The sequence below is a fragment of the Fischerella sp. PCC 9605 genome, assembly GCF_000517105.1.
Lineage (GTDB): Bacteria > Cyanobacteriota > Cyanobacteriia > Cyanobacteriales > Nostocaceae > PCC9605.
This window is the reverse complement of sequence record NZ_KI912148.1, coordinates 2889905-2910489: the sequence shown is the minus strand read 5'-3', so window position 1 is coordinate 2910489 and position 20585 is coordinate 2889905. Positions and strand designations below refer to the sequence as shown.

The 20585-nt window shown below is 45.3% G+C and carries 14 protein-coding genes and 1 pseudogene; 10 read left to right on the top strand and 5 right to left on the bottom strand.

Translation table 11 applies throughout. The annotated features are described in order from the left end of the window. Positions 1-715 precede the first annotated feature (715 nt). The 6 genes from FIS9605_RS0115005 to FIS9605_RS0114980 all read left to right on the top strand — a co-directional run bounded on the left by FIS9605_RS0115005 (position 716) and on the right by FIS9605_RS0114980 (position 8629). Complete coding sequence (locus FIS9605_RS0115005; RefSeq protein ID WP_026733318.1) at positions 716-1000, top strand: RNA recognition motif domain-containing protein; 285 nt, start codon at positions 716-718, stop codon at positions 998-1000. A 425-nt stretch (positions 1001-1425) separates the two neighbouring features. Next, complete coding sequence (fbp, locus tag FIS9605_RS0115000) at positions 1426-2478, top strand: class 1 fructose-bisphosphatase (protein ID WP_026733317.1); 1053 nt, start codon at positions 1426-1428, stop codon at positions 2476-2478. 154 nt (positions 2479-2632) lie between these two features. Then, positions 2633-3778, top strand: coding sequence for a transaldolase (gene tal, locus FIS9605_RS0114995; protein WP_026733316.1), 1146 nt, complete (start codon positions 2633-2635; stop codon positions 3776-3778). A gap of 112 nt (positions 3779-3890) precedes the next feature. Further along, on the top strand, positions 3891-5420 hold the full coding sequence (gene zwf, locus FIS9605_RS0114990; protein ID WP_026733315.1) for a glucose-6-phosphate dehydrogenase: 1530 nt from the start codon (positions 3891-3893) through the stop codon (positions 5418-5420). A 142-nt stretch (positions 5421-5562) separates the two neighbouring features. Further along, a complete protein-coding gene (opcA, locus tag FIS9605_RS0114985) occupies positions 5563-6936 on the top strand; it encodes a glucose-6-phosphate dehydrogenase assembly protein OpcA (RefSeq protein WP_026733314.1) in 1374 nt (457 codons plus the stop codon). 88 nt (positions 6937-7024) lie between these two features. Next, the gene (locus FIS9605_RS0114980; protein WP_026733313.1) at positions 7025-8629 is read left to right on the top strand and encodes a cobyrinate a,c-diamide synthase; all 1605 of its coding nucleotides are present in this window, start codon (positions 7025-7027) and stop codon (positions 8627-8629) included. Here the strand turns inward: FIS9605_RS0114980 and FIS9605_RS42690 are convergent. Next, complete coding sequence (locus FIS9605_RS42690; protein ID WP_155960424.1) at positions 8591-9076, bottom strand: hypothetical protein; 486 nt, start codon at positions 9074-9076, stop codon at positions 8591-8593. The genes FIS9605_RS0114980 and FIS9605_RS42690 overlap by 39 nt on opposite strands. Positions 9077-9153: 77 nt before the next feature. Between FIS9605_RS42690 and FIS9605_RS37160 the strand changes: the two genes are divergently transcribed. Further along, the gene (locus FIS9605_RS37160) at positions 9154-9402 is read left to right on the top strand and encodes a helix-turn-helix domain-containing protein (RefSeq protein ID WP_035139587.1); all 249 of its coding nucleotides are present in this window, start codon (positions 9154-9156) and stop codon (positions 9400-9402) included. A gap of 347 nt (positions 9403-9749) precedes the next feature. On the opposite strand, the gene FIS9605_RS0114970 is transcribed toward FIS9605_RS37160, so the two are convergent. Both FIS9605_RS0114970 and FIS9605_RS0114965 read right to left on the bottom strand, forming a co-directional pair. Next, positions 9750-14858 carry a PAS domain S-box protein gene (locus FIS9605_RS0114970; protein WP_026733312.1) on the bottom strand — a complete coding sequence of 1703 codons (5109 nt, stop codon included), beginning with the start codon at positions 14856-14858 and terminating at the stop codon, positions 9750-9752. 5 nt (positions 14859-14863) lie between these two features. Then, positions 14864-15163, bottom strand: a complete 300-nt coding sequence (locus tag FIS9605_RS0114965; RefSeq protein ID WP_051470005.1) for a helix-turn-helix domain-containing protein — start codon at positions 15161-15163, stop codon at positions 14864-14866. Positions 15164-15352: 189 nt separating this feature from the next. Between FIS9605_RS0114965 and FIS9605_RS45265 the strand changes: the two are divergent. From FIS9605_RS45265 to FIS9605_RS0114955, 3 genes and pseudogenes are all read left to right on the top strand, one after another. Beyond that, positions 15353-15457 (top strand): annotated as a pseudogene (locus tag FIS9605_RS45265) (macrolide ABC transporter ATP-binding protein); the annotation flags it as partial. 211 nt (positions 15458-15668) lie between these two features. Then, positions 15669-16835, top strand: coding sequence for a PstS family phosphate ABC transporter substrate-binding protein (locus FIS9605_RS0114960; RefSeq protein ID WP_026733310.1), 1167 nt, complete (start codon positions 15669-15671; stop codon positions 16833-16835). 142 nt (positions 16836-16977) lie between these two features. Then, positions 16978-18603, top strand: coding sequence for an iron uptake porin (locus FIS9605_RS0114955; protein ID WP_026733309.1), 1626 nt, complete (start codon positions 16978-16980; stop codon positions 18601-18603). 122 nt (positions 18604-18725) lie between these two features. Here the strand turns inward: FIS9605_RS0114955 and FIS9605_RS0114950 are convergent, their stop codons facing one another. Further along, positions 18726-19385: a class I SAM-dependent methyltransferase family protein gene (locus FIS9605_RS0114950; protein WP_026733308.1), complete on the bottom strand. Its 660-nt coding sequence runs from the start codon at positions 19383-19385 to the stop codon at positions 18726-18728. A 169-nt stretch (positions 19386-19554) separates the two neighbouring features. Next, complete coding sequence (locus tag FIS9605_RS0114945) at positions 19555-20565, bottom strand: TauD/TfdA family dioxygenase (protein ID WP_231510346.1); 1011 nt, start codon at positions 20563-20565, stop codon at positions 19555-19557. Between the last annotated feature and the right edge of the window lie 20 nt (positions 20566-20585).

Below are 20585 nucleotides of genomic sequence, written 5' to 3'. Positions count from 1 at the left end.
TTAATATCGCTATTTACGTTATAGACTTAGATTACTATTGTTCTTGTACATAAAAACAACGTAGTGATAAAACTTAATATCAGCTACGCTGTTGTTGTTGTTGTTATTTAAAATTTAATAAGATATAACCCTAGACTAAAAGTCACAGGATTTTCAACCTACCCTTTATAAAATTTAGCTAGTTTTGAAATTTCTTTATTTAAAAGGTCTGCTGAAATTCAGCAGACCTTTGTCTGTATTTTTATTGCTCGTTTTTACTCACACAAATATATCTTTGCTGGTATCTAACGATACACTTAAGCTAAGTGTGATCGCTTAATTAAAAATTCCATTCCTTCTTAAAATAAAGACGGGTAAATAGGGAAATTTCGCATCTGCACAAATAGGTAGATTTGACACTGAAAGCATCGAAAATACTAAGGAAAACCCTCTTAACCATAAGATAAACAACAGATATAAGAGAGTCTAATTTGAAGTTAAAAGGGTTTGTAAAATCTCATACTTCCAAAAATGTCGAGATCGGTTATCATATGAGCGTATGCGGAAACTCAGCCTGACTATTGGCCGGCTCGTGGATAATGTAACTTCATTAGTTGCTTTCTTTCTACAGTGTTTGCCATTGTCAATCAGATCAGACGAAAGCCATCTTAATGTTTTTTGTTAACTCTGTTTTCAGCTGAGTTTATCGCTTCGAGTTGAGACTTACGTGATCCAGATGACTATTTACGTTGGAAACCTCTCCTACAGCGCTACTGAAGAAGACCTGAAAGCAGTTTTTGCTGATTACGGCCAGGTTAAAAGGGTTGTCTTGCCTACTGACCGCGATACCGGCAAGCTGCGCGGCTTTGCCTTTGTTGAAATGCTTGAAGATGCCCAAGAAGATGCAGCGATTACAGAGTTAGATGGCGCTGAATGGATGGGTCGTCAACTCAGAGTTAACAAGGCAAGACCACGAGAAGATAACCGACGAGGTAGTTGGGCAAAAAAGCAATACTCTTAAGCAGTTGTGGAAGACAATCATAGCAAATTATTTTCTCGTTACGCAAGGCATCAGTCGCAGAAGTAGCTAGAAATAATTAACAACCAACAACTTAATAGCAGCAAAATATCCGGCCGGTCGTGACTAATCAGAAAATGGCACGATTGGTCGATTTTTGCTGTCACGGCTATTTTTACTCATTCTTACTAATGGCTGGTGCATAGCCAATAAATTTGGATTACCAGTAAAACTAGGTAGATTTTCTGGGAATAGCATTTCAAATGGAAAAGTTACTTGGCGCTAAAGCCACAAGAGGGCAATTTCTTTAGTTTGTCTAAAATCACATTTGAATTGTCAAATTACATTTCTAAGATAGAGGCAGCAACCACAAGTTGCTAAACACGGCTCAATCTCAAAAACAGCCAGTTGCTAGGGAGGACAAAATAATGACTAAAGCAGCAGAATCTTTAGGGCTGTCTATCAAAGACGCTGGCGCAGACCGCAGCTTAGATCGTGATTGTACTACTTTATCCCGTCACGTCCTACAGCAACTTCAGACTTTTTCCCCAGAAGCACAGGATTTGAGTGCACTGATGAATCGCATCGCGCTGGCTGGCAAACTTATTGCTCGTCATCTTAGCCGCGCTGGTTTAATGGAAGGTGTTCTCGGATTTACTGGAGAGACTAACGTCCAAGGAGAATCCGTCAAAAAGATGGATGTCTATGCCAACGACGTATTTATCGGGGTGTTCAAGCAAAGCGGATTAGTATGTCGCTTAGCTTCTGAGGAAATGGAAAAACCTTACTACATTCCTGAAAACTGCCCAATTGGCCGCTACACTCTGCTGTACGATCCTATTGATGGCTCATCTAATACCGACATTAATCTCAGCTTGGGTTCCATCTTTTCGATTCGCCAACAGGAAGGGGAAGACATTGATGGTTCGGCAACTGATTTGCTGGCATCTGGGCGCAAGCAAATTGCTGCCGGGTACATCCTGTATGGCCCCAGTACAATGCTAGTCTATACTATAGGAAGGGGTGTTCATTCCTTTACCCTCGATCCCAGCTTAGGGGAGTTTATTCTGACCGAAGAAAATATTCAGATTCCTGCCCATGGCCCTGTGTATAGCGTTAACGAGGGGAACTTTTGGCAGTGGGATGAATCAATTCGGGAATATATCCGCTATGTCCATCGTACAGAAGGTTATACCGCTCGCTATAGCGGGGCAATGGTTAGCGATATTCACAGGATTTTGATTCAAGGTGGTGTATTTCTCTACCCAGGCACAGTTCAAAAACCAGAAGGTAAACTACGCCTACTTTATGAAACTGCTCCCCTTGCTTATGTGATTGAGCAAGCAGGTGGTCGTGCCACTACAGGACATGAAAATATTTTGGACGTGGTGCCAAAAAAACTACATCAACGCACCCCTCTGATTATTGGCAGCAAAGAAGATGTGGCGAAGGTAGAGTCTTTTATTCAGAACGGCCATTAGTAATTGTTGTTTGGTGTTAGTTGTTTGGTGTTTGGTGTTAGTTGTTTGGTGTTTGGAATAACCAACAATCAACAACCAACAACCAACCAACAACAACTAACTCGATTTGAAAAATATCTCTTGGAAAGATAATTGTAGGAGTTAAAAGAAACTCATGACAACAAATCATTTATTAGAGATAAAAAACTACGGTCAGAGTATCTGGATGGATAACTTGAGCCGTGACATCATTCAGTCCGGTGAACTGAAAGACTTGGTTGAGAATAAAGGCATTTGCGGGATTACTTCTAATCCAACTATTTTTGAAAAAGCGATCGCCAATAATGCCATGTACGATCGCGATATCGAAGCCGGAGTTAGGGCTGGATTGCCAACTTACAAAATTTACGAATCACTGGTTTTCAAAGATATCCGCGATGCCTGTGATATTTTGCGCCCTGTTTACGAAGCCTCGAATGGGTTGGATGGTTATGTCAGCATAGAAGTACCACCCACAATTGCTCATGATACTGAAGCAAGCATTGCTGAAGCTCGTCGCTACTTCCAAGAAATCGGTCGGGAAAATGTCATGATTAAAATTCCCGGCACAGAATCTGGTTTACCAGCGGTCGAGCAGGTAATATCCGAGGGCATTAATGTTAATATCACGCTGTTGTTCTCGGTGCAAAGCTATATCAACACAGCTTGGGCTTACATTCGCGGCTTAGAAAAACGAGCAGCGCAAGGTAAGGACATCAGCAAAATTGCTTCTGTAGCTAGCTTCTTCCTCAGCCGGATTGACAGCAACATTGATGGTAAGATTGACGCCAAGCTAGCCAAAGGTGTTGACGATCAGAATGTTGAAGCAAAGCTAAAGGCAATTAAAGGAAAAGTAGCGATCGCTAACGCAAAGATTGCCTATCAGGAATATAAAAAGATTGTGCAAAGCGATCGCTGGCAAGCTTTAGCGGCAAAAGGTGCAAAAGTGCAACGCTTACTGTGGGCAAGCACCAGCACTAAAGACCCCAACTACAGCGACGTGATGTACGTTGATGAGTTGGTTGGACCGGATACCGTTAACACCCTGCCACCAGCGACAATTGAAGCTTGCGCCGATCACTGCGATGTCGCTAACCGCGTGGAAACAAACGTAGAGGAGGCTTATAACCTGATGGAAAGCCTTAAAGATCCAGACGTGAACATCGACATCAACACAGTGATGGACGAACTGCTAGTTGAAGGTATTGACAAATTTGTCAAGCCCTTCCAATCCCTGATGAACTCCTTAGAAAACAAGATCAAGGAGTTGTCGCCAGTGTAAGTAATTGTTAGTGGTTAGTGGATAGTGGTTAGTAGTCAATAATTAACCACTAACCACTAACTACTAACTACTAACAAATCCCAAACTCTCAAACCTAAAATCCAAAATTATTATGGTCAGTCTGCTAGAAAATCCCCTGCGGGTAGGTCTGCAACAGCAAGGGATGCCCGAACCCCAGATCATAGTCATCTTTGGTGCTTCTGGAGACCTTACTTGGCGCAAACTTGTGCCAGCACTTTACAAATTGCGACGGGAACGACGCATTCCACCAGAGACAACTATTGTTGGCGTGGCACGTCGAGACTGGAGTCATGAGTACTTCCGCGAACAAATGCGAAAGGGCATGGAAGAAGTTCATGGCGGTGTTGGCCCGGAGGAACTCTGGCAAGACTTTTCCCAAGGACTGTTCTACTGTTCTGGTAATATTGACAATCCCGAAAGTTACCAAAAACTGAAGACTTTGTTGAAGGAATTAGACGAGAAACGCTTAACCCGGGGAAACCGGATGTTCTACCTTTCCGTTGCACCCAACTTCTTTGCAGAGGCAATTAAACAGCTAGGAACTGCGGGAATGCTGGACGACCCCTACAAGCATCGTCTAGTGATTGAAAAGCCCTTTGGTCGCGATTTAGCTTCTGCTAAGAGCCTTAACTTAGTAGTGCAGAAATATTGCAAAGAGCAGCAAGTCTACCGCATCGACCATTACTTGGGTAAAGAAACAGTACAAAACTTGCTGGTGTTTCGCTTTGCCAATGCGATTTTTGAACCGTTGTGGAATCGTCAGTTTGTTGACCACGTTCAGATTACTGTAGCTGAAACTGTGGGAGTTGAAGACAGGGCTGGCTATTATGAAACCTCCGGCGCACTGCGGGATATGTTGCAAAACCACCTAATGCAACTTTTCTGTCTGACAGCAATGGAGCCTCCTAACTCGATGGATGCCGACAGTATCCGTACGGAAAAAGTGAAGGCACTACAAGCTACCCGTCTTGCAGATATCCACAATCTCCACCTTTCAGCAGTGCGCGGTCAATATAGTGCCGGGTGGATGAAAGGGAAACCCGTACCCGGGTATCGACAAGAACCAGGGGTTAATCCCAACTCCACAACACCCACCTATGTAGCGATGAAGTTTTTGGTTGACAACTGGCGCTGGCAAGGAGTTCCCTTCTACCTGCGTACTGGGAAGCGGATGCCGAAAAAAGTCAGCGAGATTTCCATCCACTATCGCGAAGTTCCTTCTCGGATGTTTCAATCTGCCGCCCAACAAATGAATGCCAACATTCTGGCAATGCGGATTCAGCCCAATGAAGGAATTTCCTTACGTTTTGATGTCAAAATGCCTGGGGCAGAATTCCGTACCCGTTCGGTAGATATGGACTTTAGTTATGGCTCTTTTGGCATCGAAGCGAAATCTGATGCTTACGATCGCCTATTTTTGGATTGTATGATGGGCGATCAAACATTGTTCACACGGGGAGACGAAGTGGAAGCAGCTTGGCAGGTTGTCACACCAGCGCTTTCTGTTTGGGATGCACCTACAGATCCGGCAACTATTCCCCAGTATGAAGCTGGTACTTGGGAACCCGTAGAAGCGGAATTATTGATTAACAGAGATAATCGCCGCTGGCGGAGATTGTAGAAGAGGTGAAAGGGGAAGGGGGAACTCGGGCCCCCTCTGGGGATAAGGGGGCAAGGGGGAAAGGGAAAACACCTTTACCCTTTATCCTTTAACCTTTACCCTACTTCATAATTCATACTTCATAATTCATAATTCAATCGCTATGACTCTCCAAGCTCCTACTATTTTTTCACTTCAGGCTCCAAAAGACGTTTCGCTTACAGATATTGAAGCGGAACTAAATCAAGTTTGGCAAAGTTACGGCATTGCTGGCGAAGATGGTACACTTCCGGCGGCGACAAGGGCAACCACATTTACTTTGGTGGTTTACGAGTCGGAAGAAACCCAGCATTTACTCGCTGCTTTGGGATTTTACAATGGCCCAATTGATGGCATTCCTGGCCCGCAAACACAAGCAGCATTACGGGAAGTACAGAAAAAGTACGGATTGATAGAGACTGGAACAGCTACAGAGGAAACTTTGACTCTGTTGCGAGAAGAAGTTGCCAAACGTCACTATAGTAACGCAATAGCCGAAAATGCTTCTGGTTCCTATAGCTTGGATGCAAAAAGCCCTAGAATTGCGGATGAAATTGCCCTCCGCAACCCCTGCCGTATTATTAATCTCCTGCCAGTAGTTGGAGAAGACGAAGGCGTGAAGGCACAAGTCTCTGCCTATTGCCCGATCCAAAAAGGTTCATCAAGTACTTTGATCTGCTGCGAATACATAACTCTTACCGGAACCGCCGCCGCCTTAGAACGGATTAGTGGTATGGTGCCAGCATTGATGATTGGGGGTTTACCTAAGTTTCTGTGGTGGAAAGCAACACCAGACCCCAACAATAGTTTATTTAAGCGACTAGCCGCAGTATGCAATAATATTATTGTCGATTCTTGCAATTTTAACGATCCAGAAACGGATTTACTTAGCCTGCAAGCATTGGCAGAAAATGGTGTACCATTAGCTGATTTAAACTGGCGTCGCCTCTCAGCATGGCAAGAGTTAACAGCTGAGGCTTACGATCCGCCACAGCGTCGCGCCGCCCTTGTAGAAATTGACAGAGTCAATATTGATTACGAAAAAGGCAACCCTGCCCAAGCGTTGCTATTTTTGGGTTGGTTGGCAAGTCGCTTGAGTTGGCATCCGGTTTCTTATCAAAAAGAAAGCGGAGATTACGATATTACACGCATTAGCTTTACCGCTGACGACCAACGGCAAATAGAAGCCGAGTTAGCAGGAGTTCCGGTTGCTGATGTGGGCGAAGTTCCTGGTGATTTGATTGCCCTACGCCTAAGTTCCACAAATCCACAAGCGAACTGCGGTACAGTTATCTGTTCGGAAACTGGCGGTTGTATGCGGATGGAAACCCAAGGCGGTGCCCAATCTGTTGGACTATTCCAACAAGTGACTTCACTCTCAGAGCAAAAGGCAGAAGTTCTGCTAAGTCAACAGGTACAACGCTGGGGTCATGAGGCACTGTTTGAAGAAAGCCTTGCGGTGATCGGGCAAATTCTTAAATTAGGAGTTAAGAATTAGGAATGATGAATGATGAATAATGAATGATGAATCGGTATTCTTTAGTACAATTCATAATTCATAATTCATAATTCATAATTTCTCACTCATGGCTTTAATTATTGCTGGAGAACGCAGCGGGGTGGGTAAGACTACTGTCACACTCACCCTGTTGGCGTCTTTATGTCGGTGGGCAAAGCAAGTTCAATCTTTTAAGGTTGGGCCAGATTACATAGATCCAATGTTTCATCAGCAAGTAACTGGACGTGCTTGTCGTAATTTAGACCCAGTACTAACATCTGAATCGTACGTACAGCAGTGTTTTGTCTATCACACTCGACAATGTGAATATGCCCTCGTGGAAGGAGTGATGGGGCTATTTGATGGAGTGACCCTAAGAGGGGGAGAGGGGGAGAGTGGGAGAATGGAAGAAAGAAATTCTTATTTCCCCCCATCACCCCATCTCTCTATCCCCCACTCCTCTTTCGCCAGTACTGCTCACATAGCGCGGCTGTTGGATTTGCCTGTAGTATTGGTGATTGATTGCAGTCGCTTGTCTGGTTCTGCGGCAGCGATCGCCCACGGTTATCGCTGCTTTGATCCTAGAATTAAAATAGTCGGTGCGATCCTAAATCGTGTGGGAAGCGATCGCCACCTGCAATTGCTCAAAGATTCTCTCGAACCCCTACAATTACCTATTCTCGGTGTATTGCGACGACAAGATAACATTACCATTCCCGATCGCCATCTCGGTTTAGTACCCACAGCAGAACTCCCTCAATTCAATGCTTTGATTGACCGACTCGCCGATCTAGGGGATGCTTGCTTTGACTGGGGAAAATTGTTACCCCTGCTGAAATCAGAAGTCACAAGTATTCACTCCCTCTCCCCCTCTCCCCCTCTCCCCCTCTCCCCCTCTCCCCTTCGAGTGGCAGTTGCCCGCGATTGCGCTTTTAATTTCTACTACCAAGACAATCTCGATTTGTTACAACAACTAGGGGCAGAGTTGGTTTTCTGGAGTCCCTTGGAAGATGCTGGACTGCCAGAAGGGGTGCAGGGAATGTATTTCGGCGGTGGTTTTCCGGAAGTTTTTGCCCAACAACTTGCGGAAAATACGTATGCTTTTGCAGCAGTTAAAACAGCTATTCTTGCGGGTATGCCCACCATCGCCGAGTGTGGTGGGTTAATGTATTTGTGCGAGCAAATAATCGATTTTGAAGGTAAACCTTGGTCGATGGTAGGAGTGTTACCCACAACAGCGGTGATGAGTGGGTGTCTGACTTTAGGATATCGTCACGCCGTTGCCTTGCAAAGTAGTTTGTTAGTCAGTGTAGGAACAACAGTTTATGGGCATGAGTTCCATCGTTCCTATTTAATCTCAAATTCCCATCAGCCGCTGTTTAAAACTTATCGTTACGATACCGGAGAATCTACAGGGTATGAGGGATGGGGAGGTAATTTCATCTCTCCCTTAGCCCTGGTTAACAAGGAGAGAAAAGATAGTCTACCTTTTCAAGAAGAAAGTGGAGTGGCGATCGCCGACCAAGTAAGCTTTAATACAGCAGGAAGCTATAGCTCTCCTTTTCAAGGGGAGTTGGGGGGATCTAACCTCAATCTTCACGCTTCTTATATTCACTTGCATTGGGGAGCAAGTCCAGAAATTCCACAGCGGTTCTTAGAGCATTGCCTTGGTTTTGCCGTTAGTCTTTATTGACACTCTCCGCACTTTTAGGGCGGAGATTCTTCGTTCATAAACCCAACTTACTCTGACAGGATTGCTCCAACCAAAGTAGAGGTCGAATCTCCCGAAGCGTTCGGGTCTAATCCCGTCTTGGTGAGACCACTTGCCGTCTTGGCTTGGTGCCGATGGCAACGTGGCGTAGACGCCCGTCAGGGCGGCTTCTCGTAGAGTACCCGTAGACGCGCAGCGGTGAGTCAGCGCGCTCCAAAGGGCGTTCCCCCCATGTAGACGCGCGCAGCGCGGCTTCTCGCAGAGTACCCGGAGGGCTTCTCGTAGAGTAGGGCTTGGTGCCAGATGGGAAAGTGGCGTAGACGCCCCTTGTGGGCGGCTCAAGGTAGAGTACCCGAAGGGTGAATAGGGACTAGGTACTAGGAGATGAGAAGAATTTTCTCCCAATACCCAGTCCCTTTTACGAGACATCCTCTTTTTGTGTCATACAATCTATTCATAGATAGACTACTAGTGGTAAGCTATATTAGCGGTAGATAATTAAAGATATGCCTATAGAAGTCAGACTAAAGCAGTTAAGAGAAGCCAAGGGCTTGTCTCAAAATGCATTGGCGCGAGAACTAGAGATGTCGCTTGCTAATATCCAGAAAATTGAATATGGCAAAGCAAAATCTATCCCACTTGATACCTTGGAGAAGATTTGCCTAGTGCTTAATTGTGAAATTGGCGATTTATTGGTGCTTGTCAAATCAGAATTGCTCACCAATAGCGTTTACGACCAACCAAACAACACATAGTCACAGTAAAAGGGACTGGGGATTAGGGATTGGGGATTGGGTACTGGGAATTGGGGATTGGGTACTGGGAATTGGTGATTGGGCAATATAAGATTTATTAATTCCTAATCCCTAGTCTCCAGTCCTTAGTCCCTAATCCCCAGTAAAGAGTACCCTCTGAGTGGAGCGGCATTGGGAGCTAAGCTAACCTCCGCTATAGCGGGGGACTCACGAAACGCGACCAGTTGAAGCAAAATAGGTACGATGCGATCGCGATTCGATGATTGACATCTGTACAATCAATCCCCCTAACTCTATCCTTAGTTGCTTTTGAGGAGCGATCGCAATTCCCCTCAATTAGGTTTGGTCTATCTCCGTCTTATCGGCTTTACATCTAGAAGACTGGTGATAGCTTGTACTAAGCGATCAGGATCTACTGGCTTGGCGATATGATGTTGAAATCCTGCGGCAAGCGCCTGTTGGTAATTCATTTCCCCAGCGTAAGCAGTAAGAGCGATCGCCAAAATCTGACTATTTTGCTCTGGTGACATGGCCCGAATTTGCCGCATTAGCATGTAGCCGTCCATGTCGGGCATACCAATGTCACTTACTAGCACATCGGGTTTAGTCTGTGCGATCGCTTGGAGTGCTTCAAGTGCAGAAACTGCTCTGATGACGCTCCCTCCAGCCTCTTCCAAAATGAAAGCTATTAACTCTCTGGTGTCTGCCTCATCATCGACTACAAGCACCCGTACGCCTGTTAGGGGTAAGCCATCAGGTGTGGGGAGAAAGGATTTATCTTCATCTTTTGTGCTTTTGTCGTCCTTTAAAAGCGGCAAACAGACAGTGAAAGTCGCTCCTTGCCCTTCCCCTGGACTGTCAGCTCGCACAGTACCACCGTGCAGTTCGACCAAGTGCCGAACGATCGCCAGCCCTAACCCCAGTCCACCAAACTTGCGGGTGGTTGCACCATCTTCCTGACGGAAATACTCAAATACATGCGGCAAAAATTCAGGATGAATGCCTTTGCCCGTGTCGCTAACAGTGATTTGGGCATAGTTAGCGATCGGGGATTGGGGATTGGGAATTGAAGTACTGATTTTTCCTATGCCCCTTGCCCCTTGCCCTTTGCCCATTGCCCCTTGCTCCATTACCACTTCTAGGCGCACCTCAACCCGTCCGCCGGACTCAGTAAATTTCACGGCGTTGGTAAGCAGATTCCAAATCACTTGCTGTAAACGAGCAGAATCTCCCAAAACAGGCCCGATATTTGGATCAAACACTGTCTGAATTTGAATTGACTTGGCTTGGGCCGCCAACTGCACGGTTTCGAGTGCAGCTGCAATTGTCGATACCAAATTCACAGGAGTCATTTCTAGGCGAAGTTTGCCACGTAGGATGCGAGAGACATCGAGCAAATCCTCTATCAGTTGTGCCTGGAGTTTGGCATTGCGCTCGATTGTTTGTAGTGCCTGAGTCGCTTTTGTTGCATCCAACTTACCGTTAAGGAGTAACTTAGACCAACCCAAGATCGGATTGAGGGGCGATCGCAACTCGTGAGACAGCACCGCTAAAAATTCATCTTTGATCCGGTTGGCAGTTTCAGCTTCGGCACGGGCGGCTTGCTCTTGCTCTAGCAGCCGCTGGCGCTGTTGGTCGAGTTGTTTTTGATTTTCGATATCCGTTGCTGTGCCAAACCATTTGATCGCTTGATCCTGTGCATTTTTCAGCGGTACAGCTTGGTGCAAATGCCAGCGATAGGCTCCATCTGCTCGTCGTATCCGACCTTCATCTCGATAATTTATACCCGCTTGTTGCGCTGCTGCCCAATTCTGGCTGAGAGTCGGTACATCATCAGGATGGACGATCGCTTGCCAGCCTTCGGTTTGAGCTTGGGCAAGGGTTAACCCGGTGAACTCTAACCAGCGTTGATTGACATCGGTGAGCATTCCATTGGCATCGGCAGTCCACACCAGTTGCGGAATCGATTCTGCCAAATATCGATAGCGTTCTTCACTTTGCCGCAGCGTTGTTTCGGCAATTTTGCGATCCGTGATGTCGAGTGCAGTTCCGATAAACCCTACCGGATGTCGGGAAATCCCCTCTCCCTCGAATTGTGCCTGCCCGTTGGCAGAAACCCATCGCTCGCTTCCGTCAGACCAAACGATGCGGTATTCAATGTCGTAAGTACCTGACAACCTGGGATCGAGTGCAGTGCTGACGGCGATCGCTACACGCGTCCGATCGTCGGGGTGTATGCGCTCTATTACTATCGGTAGAGGGAGCCTCACCGTGTCATCCGACACGCCCCAAATCTCGCGCATCCGCTCGTCTAGTTCGATGAGGTCTGTGCTGGGGTCGTAGCGCCAAGTACCAAGCCGAGCCACCTTGATGGCGAGCCGTAGGCGCGCCTCGCTCTCCTGCAACGCTTCTTGTGCCCGTTGGCGCTCGGTGATATCTTGAAAAATCAGCACGATCGCATTCACGCTGCCAGATTCATCGTAGAGTGGAGCCGCCGAAATACTGACGATTGCCGTTGAACCATCACGCTTACGGCGATAGGTTTCCACGCCAGCAAAGATTTCTCCATTAGCCACCGCTGCTCGAAGCTGACGGCACTCCTGTTGTTTCTCCTCTGGAACAACGGGAATCGGTTGACCCAAAACCTCGGTTTCACTCCAACCAAATAACCGCTCTGCCGCCGGATTCCAAAGCTGTACAATCATATCGGGTTTAATGACAACGATCGGCAGTGGGGAAGCTTTAATGAGCGTACTCAGGGTTTGTAAGGTTTGCTGGAGTTCCTGTTGTGCTTGTTTGCGATCGGTGATTTCTGTAACTAGAATCGATACTCCATCGTCAGTGGGGTAAATGCGGTTCTCAAACCAGCGATTCCAGCGTGGATAGAAATACTCAAATTGCACGGGTGTTTGATCGGATACAGCCCGATGCGCTTGGGTGTATAATTCACTGCCTACGGTATCAGCAAACAATTCCCAGATATTTTTGCCGAGCAGGTCTTCTCTACGTATTCCTGTTACTTCCACTACCCGCTTGTTGACATAGGTGTAGCGCCATTCGCGATCCAGGACTAAAAACTGATCCTTGATGCTAGCTAAAACGTTCTCTAGATTTGCGTTGGCAGCTTCAGCCGCCTGTTGTGACGCAACGCTGAGCGATCGCAGCTCTTGTTCGCGCCGTACTGCTTCCTGTCGCAATCGAGCCATCTTCAAGTTCGTCTCGACTCGTACCAGCAGTTCCCGCGCCGAGAATGGCTTGATCAAATAATCATCAGCTCCTGCTTGGAGTCCTTCTACTCGCGACTCTTCCCCCGCGCGGGCAGATAAGAGAATAATGGGAATTTCTCTCGTAGCCGGATCGGAACGCAGCGATCGCAGCAACTCAAATCCATCCATCAGCGGCATCATCACATCGGTCAAGACCAGATCCGGCTTGTGCTGACGAATGGCAGCTAATGCAGCCACCCCCGAAGCGACTGTTTCCACCTCATATTGCTGACTTAACAACCGCTTGACATAATCGCGCATATCTGAATTGTCGTCAGCCAGGAGAATGCGGGGTATTGGGGATTGGGGATTGGGGATTGGGGAAGAATTTAATCTAGTTCCTAGTCCCCAGTCCCTAGTCCCTTCCTGCGGCAGCCAGCGCAAAGCTTCTTCTACGTAAGGAGCGGCTCCTAGTGCAGTGGACGCTAACGTCCGAGTGGCGCTAATCCGGTCTTGTGGCAGATGAGAAGATCCTGTGGGAATAGACACAGTAAAGCAACTACCTTCGCCAAGCACGCTCTTGACTCCGACTGTCCCACCATGCAGTTTCACTAATTCCTCTACCAGTGACAACCCAATTCCCGATCCTTCAAACGTGCGTCCCTGAGCCTCTTTGATGCGATAGAACCGTTCAAATAAATGAGGTAGCTCTTCAATGGAAATACCGATACCCGTGTCGCAAACTGAAAGTTCGATGCGTTCGCCCACAGATTGCAAGCTGACAGTAATTTTGCCCTCAAAGGTAAACTTAAAGGCATTGGAGAGCAAGTTAAACACAATTTTTTCCCACATTTCCCGGTCTACATACACTGGTTCGGGAAGTGGGGGACAATCGACTTGTAAACGCATACCTGCCCGTTCGATGGCAGAGCGAAAAACACTAGCTAACTCACTAGTAAAGGTTGCTAAATCGGTTGGTTCGTAAACTGCCTGAATCCGTCCAGCTTCAATTCGGGAGAAATCGAGTAAGGTATTAACTAGCTTGAGCAAGCGCAAACCATTGCGATGTACCATTTCTAACGGCTGCCGTTGCGTGGCAAACGGGGTATCATCAGCAACCGCCAGCACGTCCTCTAAAGGACTGAGCATCAGTGTCAGGGGTGTGCGAAATTCATGCGACACATTACTGAAGAACAGGGTTTTGGCGCGATCGAGTTCTGCTAATGCTTCGGCGCGTTTGCGTTCTTCCTCGTATGCCTGAGCATTGGCGATGCTAGCCGATATCTGAGCCGCAAGCAGCTCGATGAATCCTCTATAGTTATCGTCAAACAGCCTAAACGGGTTCAAACCAGCTACTAATATACCAGCTCTTCCCGTCTGTCCGGATGGTGCAATCGGCACTGCTACCGCCTGATGCGGTTGCTGCTGCCAAGCACCTGTCGGCAGGCTGCCTGCATAGGATCCTAAATCACAAACCAGGCTTGCTTTCTGCGTTCTGATGACTTCCGCAAAGGGCCAAATCGAGTCAGAATCGAGATCGACTGTTTCTGGAACTGCCGGGTGGTTCCGTTCAATGCCGCATGTCCCAGCCAGAAAAACACGCTGCTGATCTGGATCGACCAGATAAATCATCGCGAAGGGTAGATCGTAAGGGTTGCTTTCCAAACAACTGGCACTTAGCGTGCAGGCTTCATGAAATGTGCGCGCGTCTGCCGTCCTAGCCGCCAGTTCCCGCAACAGTGCCAACTGACGCTCACCAATGATGCGCTGTGTGTCGTCTGTGTTGGCGCAGATAATGCCACCTGTGCCGCCTTGGTCATTAGGAACTGGGCTATAGGAAAATGTGTAATAGGTTTCCTCTGGGTAGCCGTTGCGCTCCATGATCAGCAGCAACGCTTCGTCGTAGGTACCCTCATTCTTCAGCATCGCTGATTCTGCCCGAGGGCCAACCTGATCCCATATTTCCCGCCACACATAGGAAGCTGGCTGCCCAAGGACTTCCGGATGTTTGCCACCGACAATCGCCTTGTAAGCGTCATTGTAAAGGTTAATGAGTTCCTCGCCCCACCAGACAAACATGGGTTGACGCGAGGTTAGCATAATTCGCACGCAAGTCTTCAGGCTCTGCGGCCATTGTGATACTGAACCCAAAGGCGTTTGTGACCAGTCGAGCGATCGCATCAGCGCACCCATCTCACCACCACCTGCAAAAATATCCTCAGGGATAGTTGCTTTTGCTGGGTCAGTCACAATCTCTACTCCGCTTCTAAAAAATATTTAACGAGGAGGTCTTTGCCGCGTTTCTGTAACTCTGGCTCTGGCGAATTACCCAAATCTTCTAACACTGCTTTAATTTGCTTGAGTGCCAGTGGAGATGGTTGCATATGACCATTCTCCCAACGGTTGATTGTACCGTAAGCAACGCCTAATACAGTTGCAAGTTGCTCCTGAGTCAATGTTGTCAATTGTCGAAGTTCACGAATCAATTTGCTCACTTCTGGTTGCCTAAGCCCTGCTATCTTTTTAAGCTTGGTGTTTTGATTAGAAGATTGCATCTGCTTAAGCCAGATGTAACGTACGTTATATTCAATCCTCTATAAACTAGTACCAATGTTTATCTATCTAAGGATTTAGTTTTTAGCTTTCCACTTTATCAGTTATTGCTGGTTTTGGACTCTCGTTGATAGTTGGGTTATTGGCTGTGTAATTCCCGATGCCCAATACCCAATCCAAAATCTAAGCCACTAAATGAGCAGGGAATCACGATCGCGATCGCCACTCATCAGCCAGATATCACTGCTCAGACAAAACGAACTATTCGAGTTCAGGATGGTTTGACTGTGGGTTAATGTTTGATATTGAGTTGGCATGAATGCTTGTTAAAGACTGCGATTGGTGTGATGCGATCGCACTTTATTTACTGTCACAGTTATGTTGCAAAAAAGGTAATGCTCTGATAAATGTACTTAAAGTATCTACCGACAGACTGTTTACAATACAACATAAATCTCCTGGGTGCAATACCGTAGGTGCGAATATCATACCTTAGGAGAAAATTAAGTGAATAATCATAAACTGAACAATCAAAAGGTTATAGTATGCAAGCATTGTGGTTATGATGCAAATCCTGCTAAGGCTAAACACTGTCTAGAGTGCGGTAAACCCTTAGAGTTCACAAAACCGAAGCTTAAATCTTTAGGAGATTTGCTGTTTACACCTTGGGTAATTAGGCTTGGTGCTGGTCTGCTGTTTGTGCTTGTTAGTTGGTCAATCTACTCTTTGTTCAAAAGTGTTAGCGATCTGAATAATTTCGATAGTATCGGAGTTCCCAACTCCAGTAGCAGCAATCAGAACATTCCCTCTGATGTCAAACTCTACAACTCTATAAAAGATGTGCCGAATGTGCCGGAAGGTACATTTAATTACGGCGGTGGAAACGTATTTGCAGCTCTGACTGCTCAAGGCTTTCACGAAGCCATCGCCAAAGCTCACCCTAATTTTCGCCTCCGCTTCACTGAACCAAAAGATGGTAAACCTGGTGGCAAAAAGGGTATAGCTATGCTGCTCGATGGTAAACTGAGCTTTGCTATATACGGAGCATCTCTTGAGGATACTGATTATAGCAAGGCTCAACAACGGGGCTTTGGGCTAAAGCAAGTGCCAATAAGTATAGATGCGCTTGTCTTCTTTACTCATCCAGAGATTACCATTCCAGGACTTTCAGTTAATCAACTTCAAGATATATATAAAGGAAAACTCACCAACTGGAAGCAGGTGGGGGGACCGGATTTGCCAATAGTTCCTTTCGCTAGAGACCCCAAGGCTTCCAAATCCTTAAATGAGGTTCTTGGGCTAGAAGCTGATCAATACAGTTCCAGAGTGCAGTTTGTCCGTGATACCACTGAATCTATTCGTAAGGTAGTCTCTACTCCCGGAGGGATTTCTTTTGGAGTATATGCACTCATTGCCGGTCAACGAACAATCCGTCCCCTTGCTATTGCTAAAGCAAACTCCCAAGAATATGTGCAACCCGTCATAGATGATGGCAAGCGGATTAATATTGACGCAATCAGAGATAGCTCTTATCCGCTGTCCCGCCGCGTGTTTATTGTGTATCGCAAGGACGGCACAATCGATCAACTAGCTGGGGAAGCTTATACAAATATGTTACTTTCCAAAGAAGGTCAGCAGTTTGTTGAAAAAGCAGGGTTCATTCCCGTGCGCTGATAAACTGACAAAAGCCTTTGGAGTACTTGTTGATTGTAGATTATAAAACGAAAGCAAATAAAAGAACATTAGCGGTTAATAATGGCGTCTTACTTGGTTAAAGAATTAATTCTTTAGAAATAGATAGATTAGGTGTGAATAAGTGATATCAAGAATATTGTCAAAACCTTTGCTGCTTAGCCCTGCTGTCCTAGTAGCAAGCTTTGTTCTCGTACCCTCAACAGTCATAGCTGAAGAATCAGTCAATAATCAAGTTCAGCCTGAATCTGTTGCGATACCTGAATTTTCTCAAAGCAATCAAAGCAATCAGGGACAAGTTACCTCCGTTTCTCAATTGTCCGATGTACAGCCTACAGACTGGGCATTTCAAGCACTACAATCTCTTGTTGAACGGTATGGTTGTATTGCTGGCTACCCAAACAGCACGTATCGAGGCAATCGACCAATGACGCGATACGAGTTTGCTGCTGGTTTGAATGCTTGTTTAGACCGGGTGAATGAACTTATTGCCACTGCTACAAGTGATTTGGTAAACAAAGCTGATTTAGTCACGCTTCAAGAGCTGCAAGAGGAGTTTTCAGGAGAACTGGCTACCCTGCGTAGTCGTGTAGATGCGCTAGAAGCTCGTACAGCTGAAATAGAAGCTTTGCAGTTTTCTACCACTACAAAACTCACAGGTGAAGTTATCTTTGCAGTAGCTGGTGTTTTTGGTGAGGATGCAGCAGATACAGACGACGATGCAAATAACAACCCAGACTTGCAAGATAATGTCATACTCGCATACCGCACTCGCTTGAATTTTGATACCAGCTTTACTGGTAAAGACCGTTTGAGAGTCCGCTTGCAAGGCAGAAACATAACTGAATTTCGGGGTAGTGTCACAGGTACTGATATGACCCGTTTGGGATTTGATGGTGATGAAGACAACCAAATTGGGATCGATGACCTGTACTATTACTTTCCACTAGGCGATAAGGTGAGAGTCACCCTTGCGGCTGCGGAAACTGAAATGGTTGATATTGCGGTACCGCTAAGTCCTATTATAAACGCTGCTTACGGCGGTATTTCCCGCTTTGCGCGGTTTAGTCCTATTTACCGAACTAGTGGCGGCGCAGGGTTAGGTATTAACTACGAATTTAGCGATCGCGCCAGTCTCGCTTTAGCCTATATGGTTAGTGATGCTGAAGATCCTGCTGATAAAAATGGGCTTTTTGATGGTAACTACGGCGCTTTGGCACAATTCATCTTTGAGCCAATCAAAAATTTAGATATAGGCTTGACCTATGCTCACTCCTATTATGCGGGAGGTGGCAATAGCGGTGTTAACTTAACAGGTAGTACAGGTAGTGCCATTGCTAGAAGACCGTTTGGTAATGTTGCGACTTCAGCAGATTCCTTTGGCTTAGAAACCAGCTGGCGAGTCAGTTCTCAATTTAATGTTTCTGGTTGGTTAGGCTACTCATTTGCACAATCAGAAGTCAGTAATAATAGCGCAGATATCTTAAACTATGCTATGACTCTAGCTTTTCCAGACTTGGGAGGAAAAGGTAATCTAGCTGGGATTACTTTCGGTATGCCGCCAAAAGTTACAGAAAGTAGCCTGGAAGCTGATAAGGATACCTCTTTGCATATTGAAGGTTTTTATCGGTTACAAGTCACAGATCATATCTCTATTACCCCTGGCTTATTTTTAATTACCAATCCAGAACACAACGATAACAACGACAGTATCTTTGTAGGAACAATCCGAACCACTTTTAAGTTTTAGAGATATTCCCCCACTAGGGTTGTATTATCAACCCGTGAAAATGGAGGAGTTGCTTAATTAATGGGTGCCTCTATTGAACGTTGATTCATTAAATTACAGAACGCGATTGCTTTCATAAATGGTTATTCAGTTGGAAGATCAAAAAAAACGAATAACTGTTGATCTTTGGGTAAAGCCGAACCTTCACTAAGATAACGATGAGTACCTACTCCCACGTCTTTTGTAAGAGTGAGCTTGAAGCTAACTTCCTCAAAAGCAGCTTCACGCAAAACTTTACGGACATTCTCAAAGTAGGAAATACCGTTCGCACGCCCGCGATATCGGCGAGTCCAAATGATAAAAGAACCTTTTTTACAAAGGAAGCTAAGGTTCCTCAACAAGCTACGAAGTTCAGCTTCATCAGCTAGATGACCGAAAACACCGCACACAATGACTATATCTGCTGGCACAACTCCTATATAGTTAGAGGAAATAGTTGCATCGCCATTAATAAACTCAATTTGCTTGCCTAAACCCGCTGATTCTATGGCTGCTCGTCCACGTTCAACCAGCTTTGGATTTAGCTCAATAAGTCTTGCGTACACATCTTTTGAGCGAGGGTGGTTTGATAGCGTTCCAAGTAAATCCCGTCCATCACCCGCGCAAACGCTAACTACACGGATTATTCCCGCTGGACACGCATCTAAGCTCTTAGAAAGAGATTCCCGAACTAATTGCAAGCGCTGCTGCATTCGTGGTTCAGTGTTGTATAAGTCGTGCCATTCAAACCAGTCTTTTGGCATAATGAGGATGTCTGAAAAGTTGTGGGAAAATGATTTTAATTACATAAGTTGCTTGAGCATCAAATGAATCATCGCCACATAAATAAATACCTCAGATATTTCAGGCGAAATCTCATAGTCATTGCTAAGTCTGCGGCACCAATTAAACCTTAGAAGTATTTAACAATTTTTATTTAGGGGTAAATCCAAATTGTAGATGATGAGAATATTCTGAAATTCCATCAAACCATAATCTATTTAGCTTGCGAAATTCATGATCTGGAAAAGATGTTCTTCCATGTAGTACGCTAGTATTGTCGAGTAATAGAATTTGATTGGCTTTCAATTTATATATAAATTGATTATTTGGATTGTTAACATAATTTTTGATAATGTGGAAAGCCTTTTCTATTTGAGGCGGAATTGCAATTGAAACAACTGAATCTGCTCTGAAAGTAATTGATATTCTACCTTTTTGCTCAACAAATATCGCTTGTGTAGCTGTTTGTTCGCCTCTTGTTATTGTTACTGGATTAGTAAACAAATTCTGCAATTCTTGGGGATGATTTTCCATTAAATATTTATAAACAGATTCACCGTAAACAATTTGAGAAAATCCCCCATTTTGAGAAGGTATTTCGCATTGCATAGCAACAACTTTAGGAATACACATTTCATACAGACCATCTGTATGCATGAGATGCGTTTTACTAGTGGTAGCCAAATAAGTAGTAGCAAGGGAGGAGTTGCCTAAATTTTCAATCGGAACAATACCATTTTCATCAGAGCGTTTATGTTTTTTTACCGAACCAAAAATTTTCTTTAAAGCTAATAAATTCTCTAGCGGATTTGGCAATGGTTCACATTCCAGTATGACAAATTTAAATTTGTTAAATATCTCAAATAGTCTTTGTTGTTCTGGCTCTAAAATTTCTGCCACTTTCCTAACTTTTAGAGTTAGTTTATTAATATCGTTTTTGGAAGATTCAATAATTTCTTTATTATCTAAATTTGCTCCAAACTTATCTCTTTTAACCATTCGGGTATTATCTGTTAGCATCGTATAAACCCTATTGAGTACAGCATCTGTGAAAGAAAGTTCAAACTGTGCAGATAATTGTTTGCAGTCGTCAACACTTAAAAACCATAAATTGTAATCGATCGTACCTTTGACTTTTTCGATGTTGACAGAATCAGTCACAATGGAAAAAATTTTGCGCT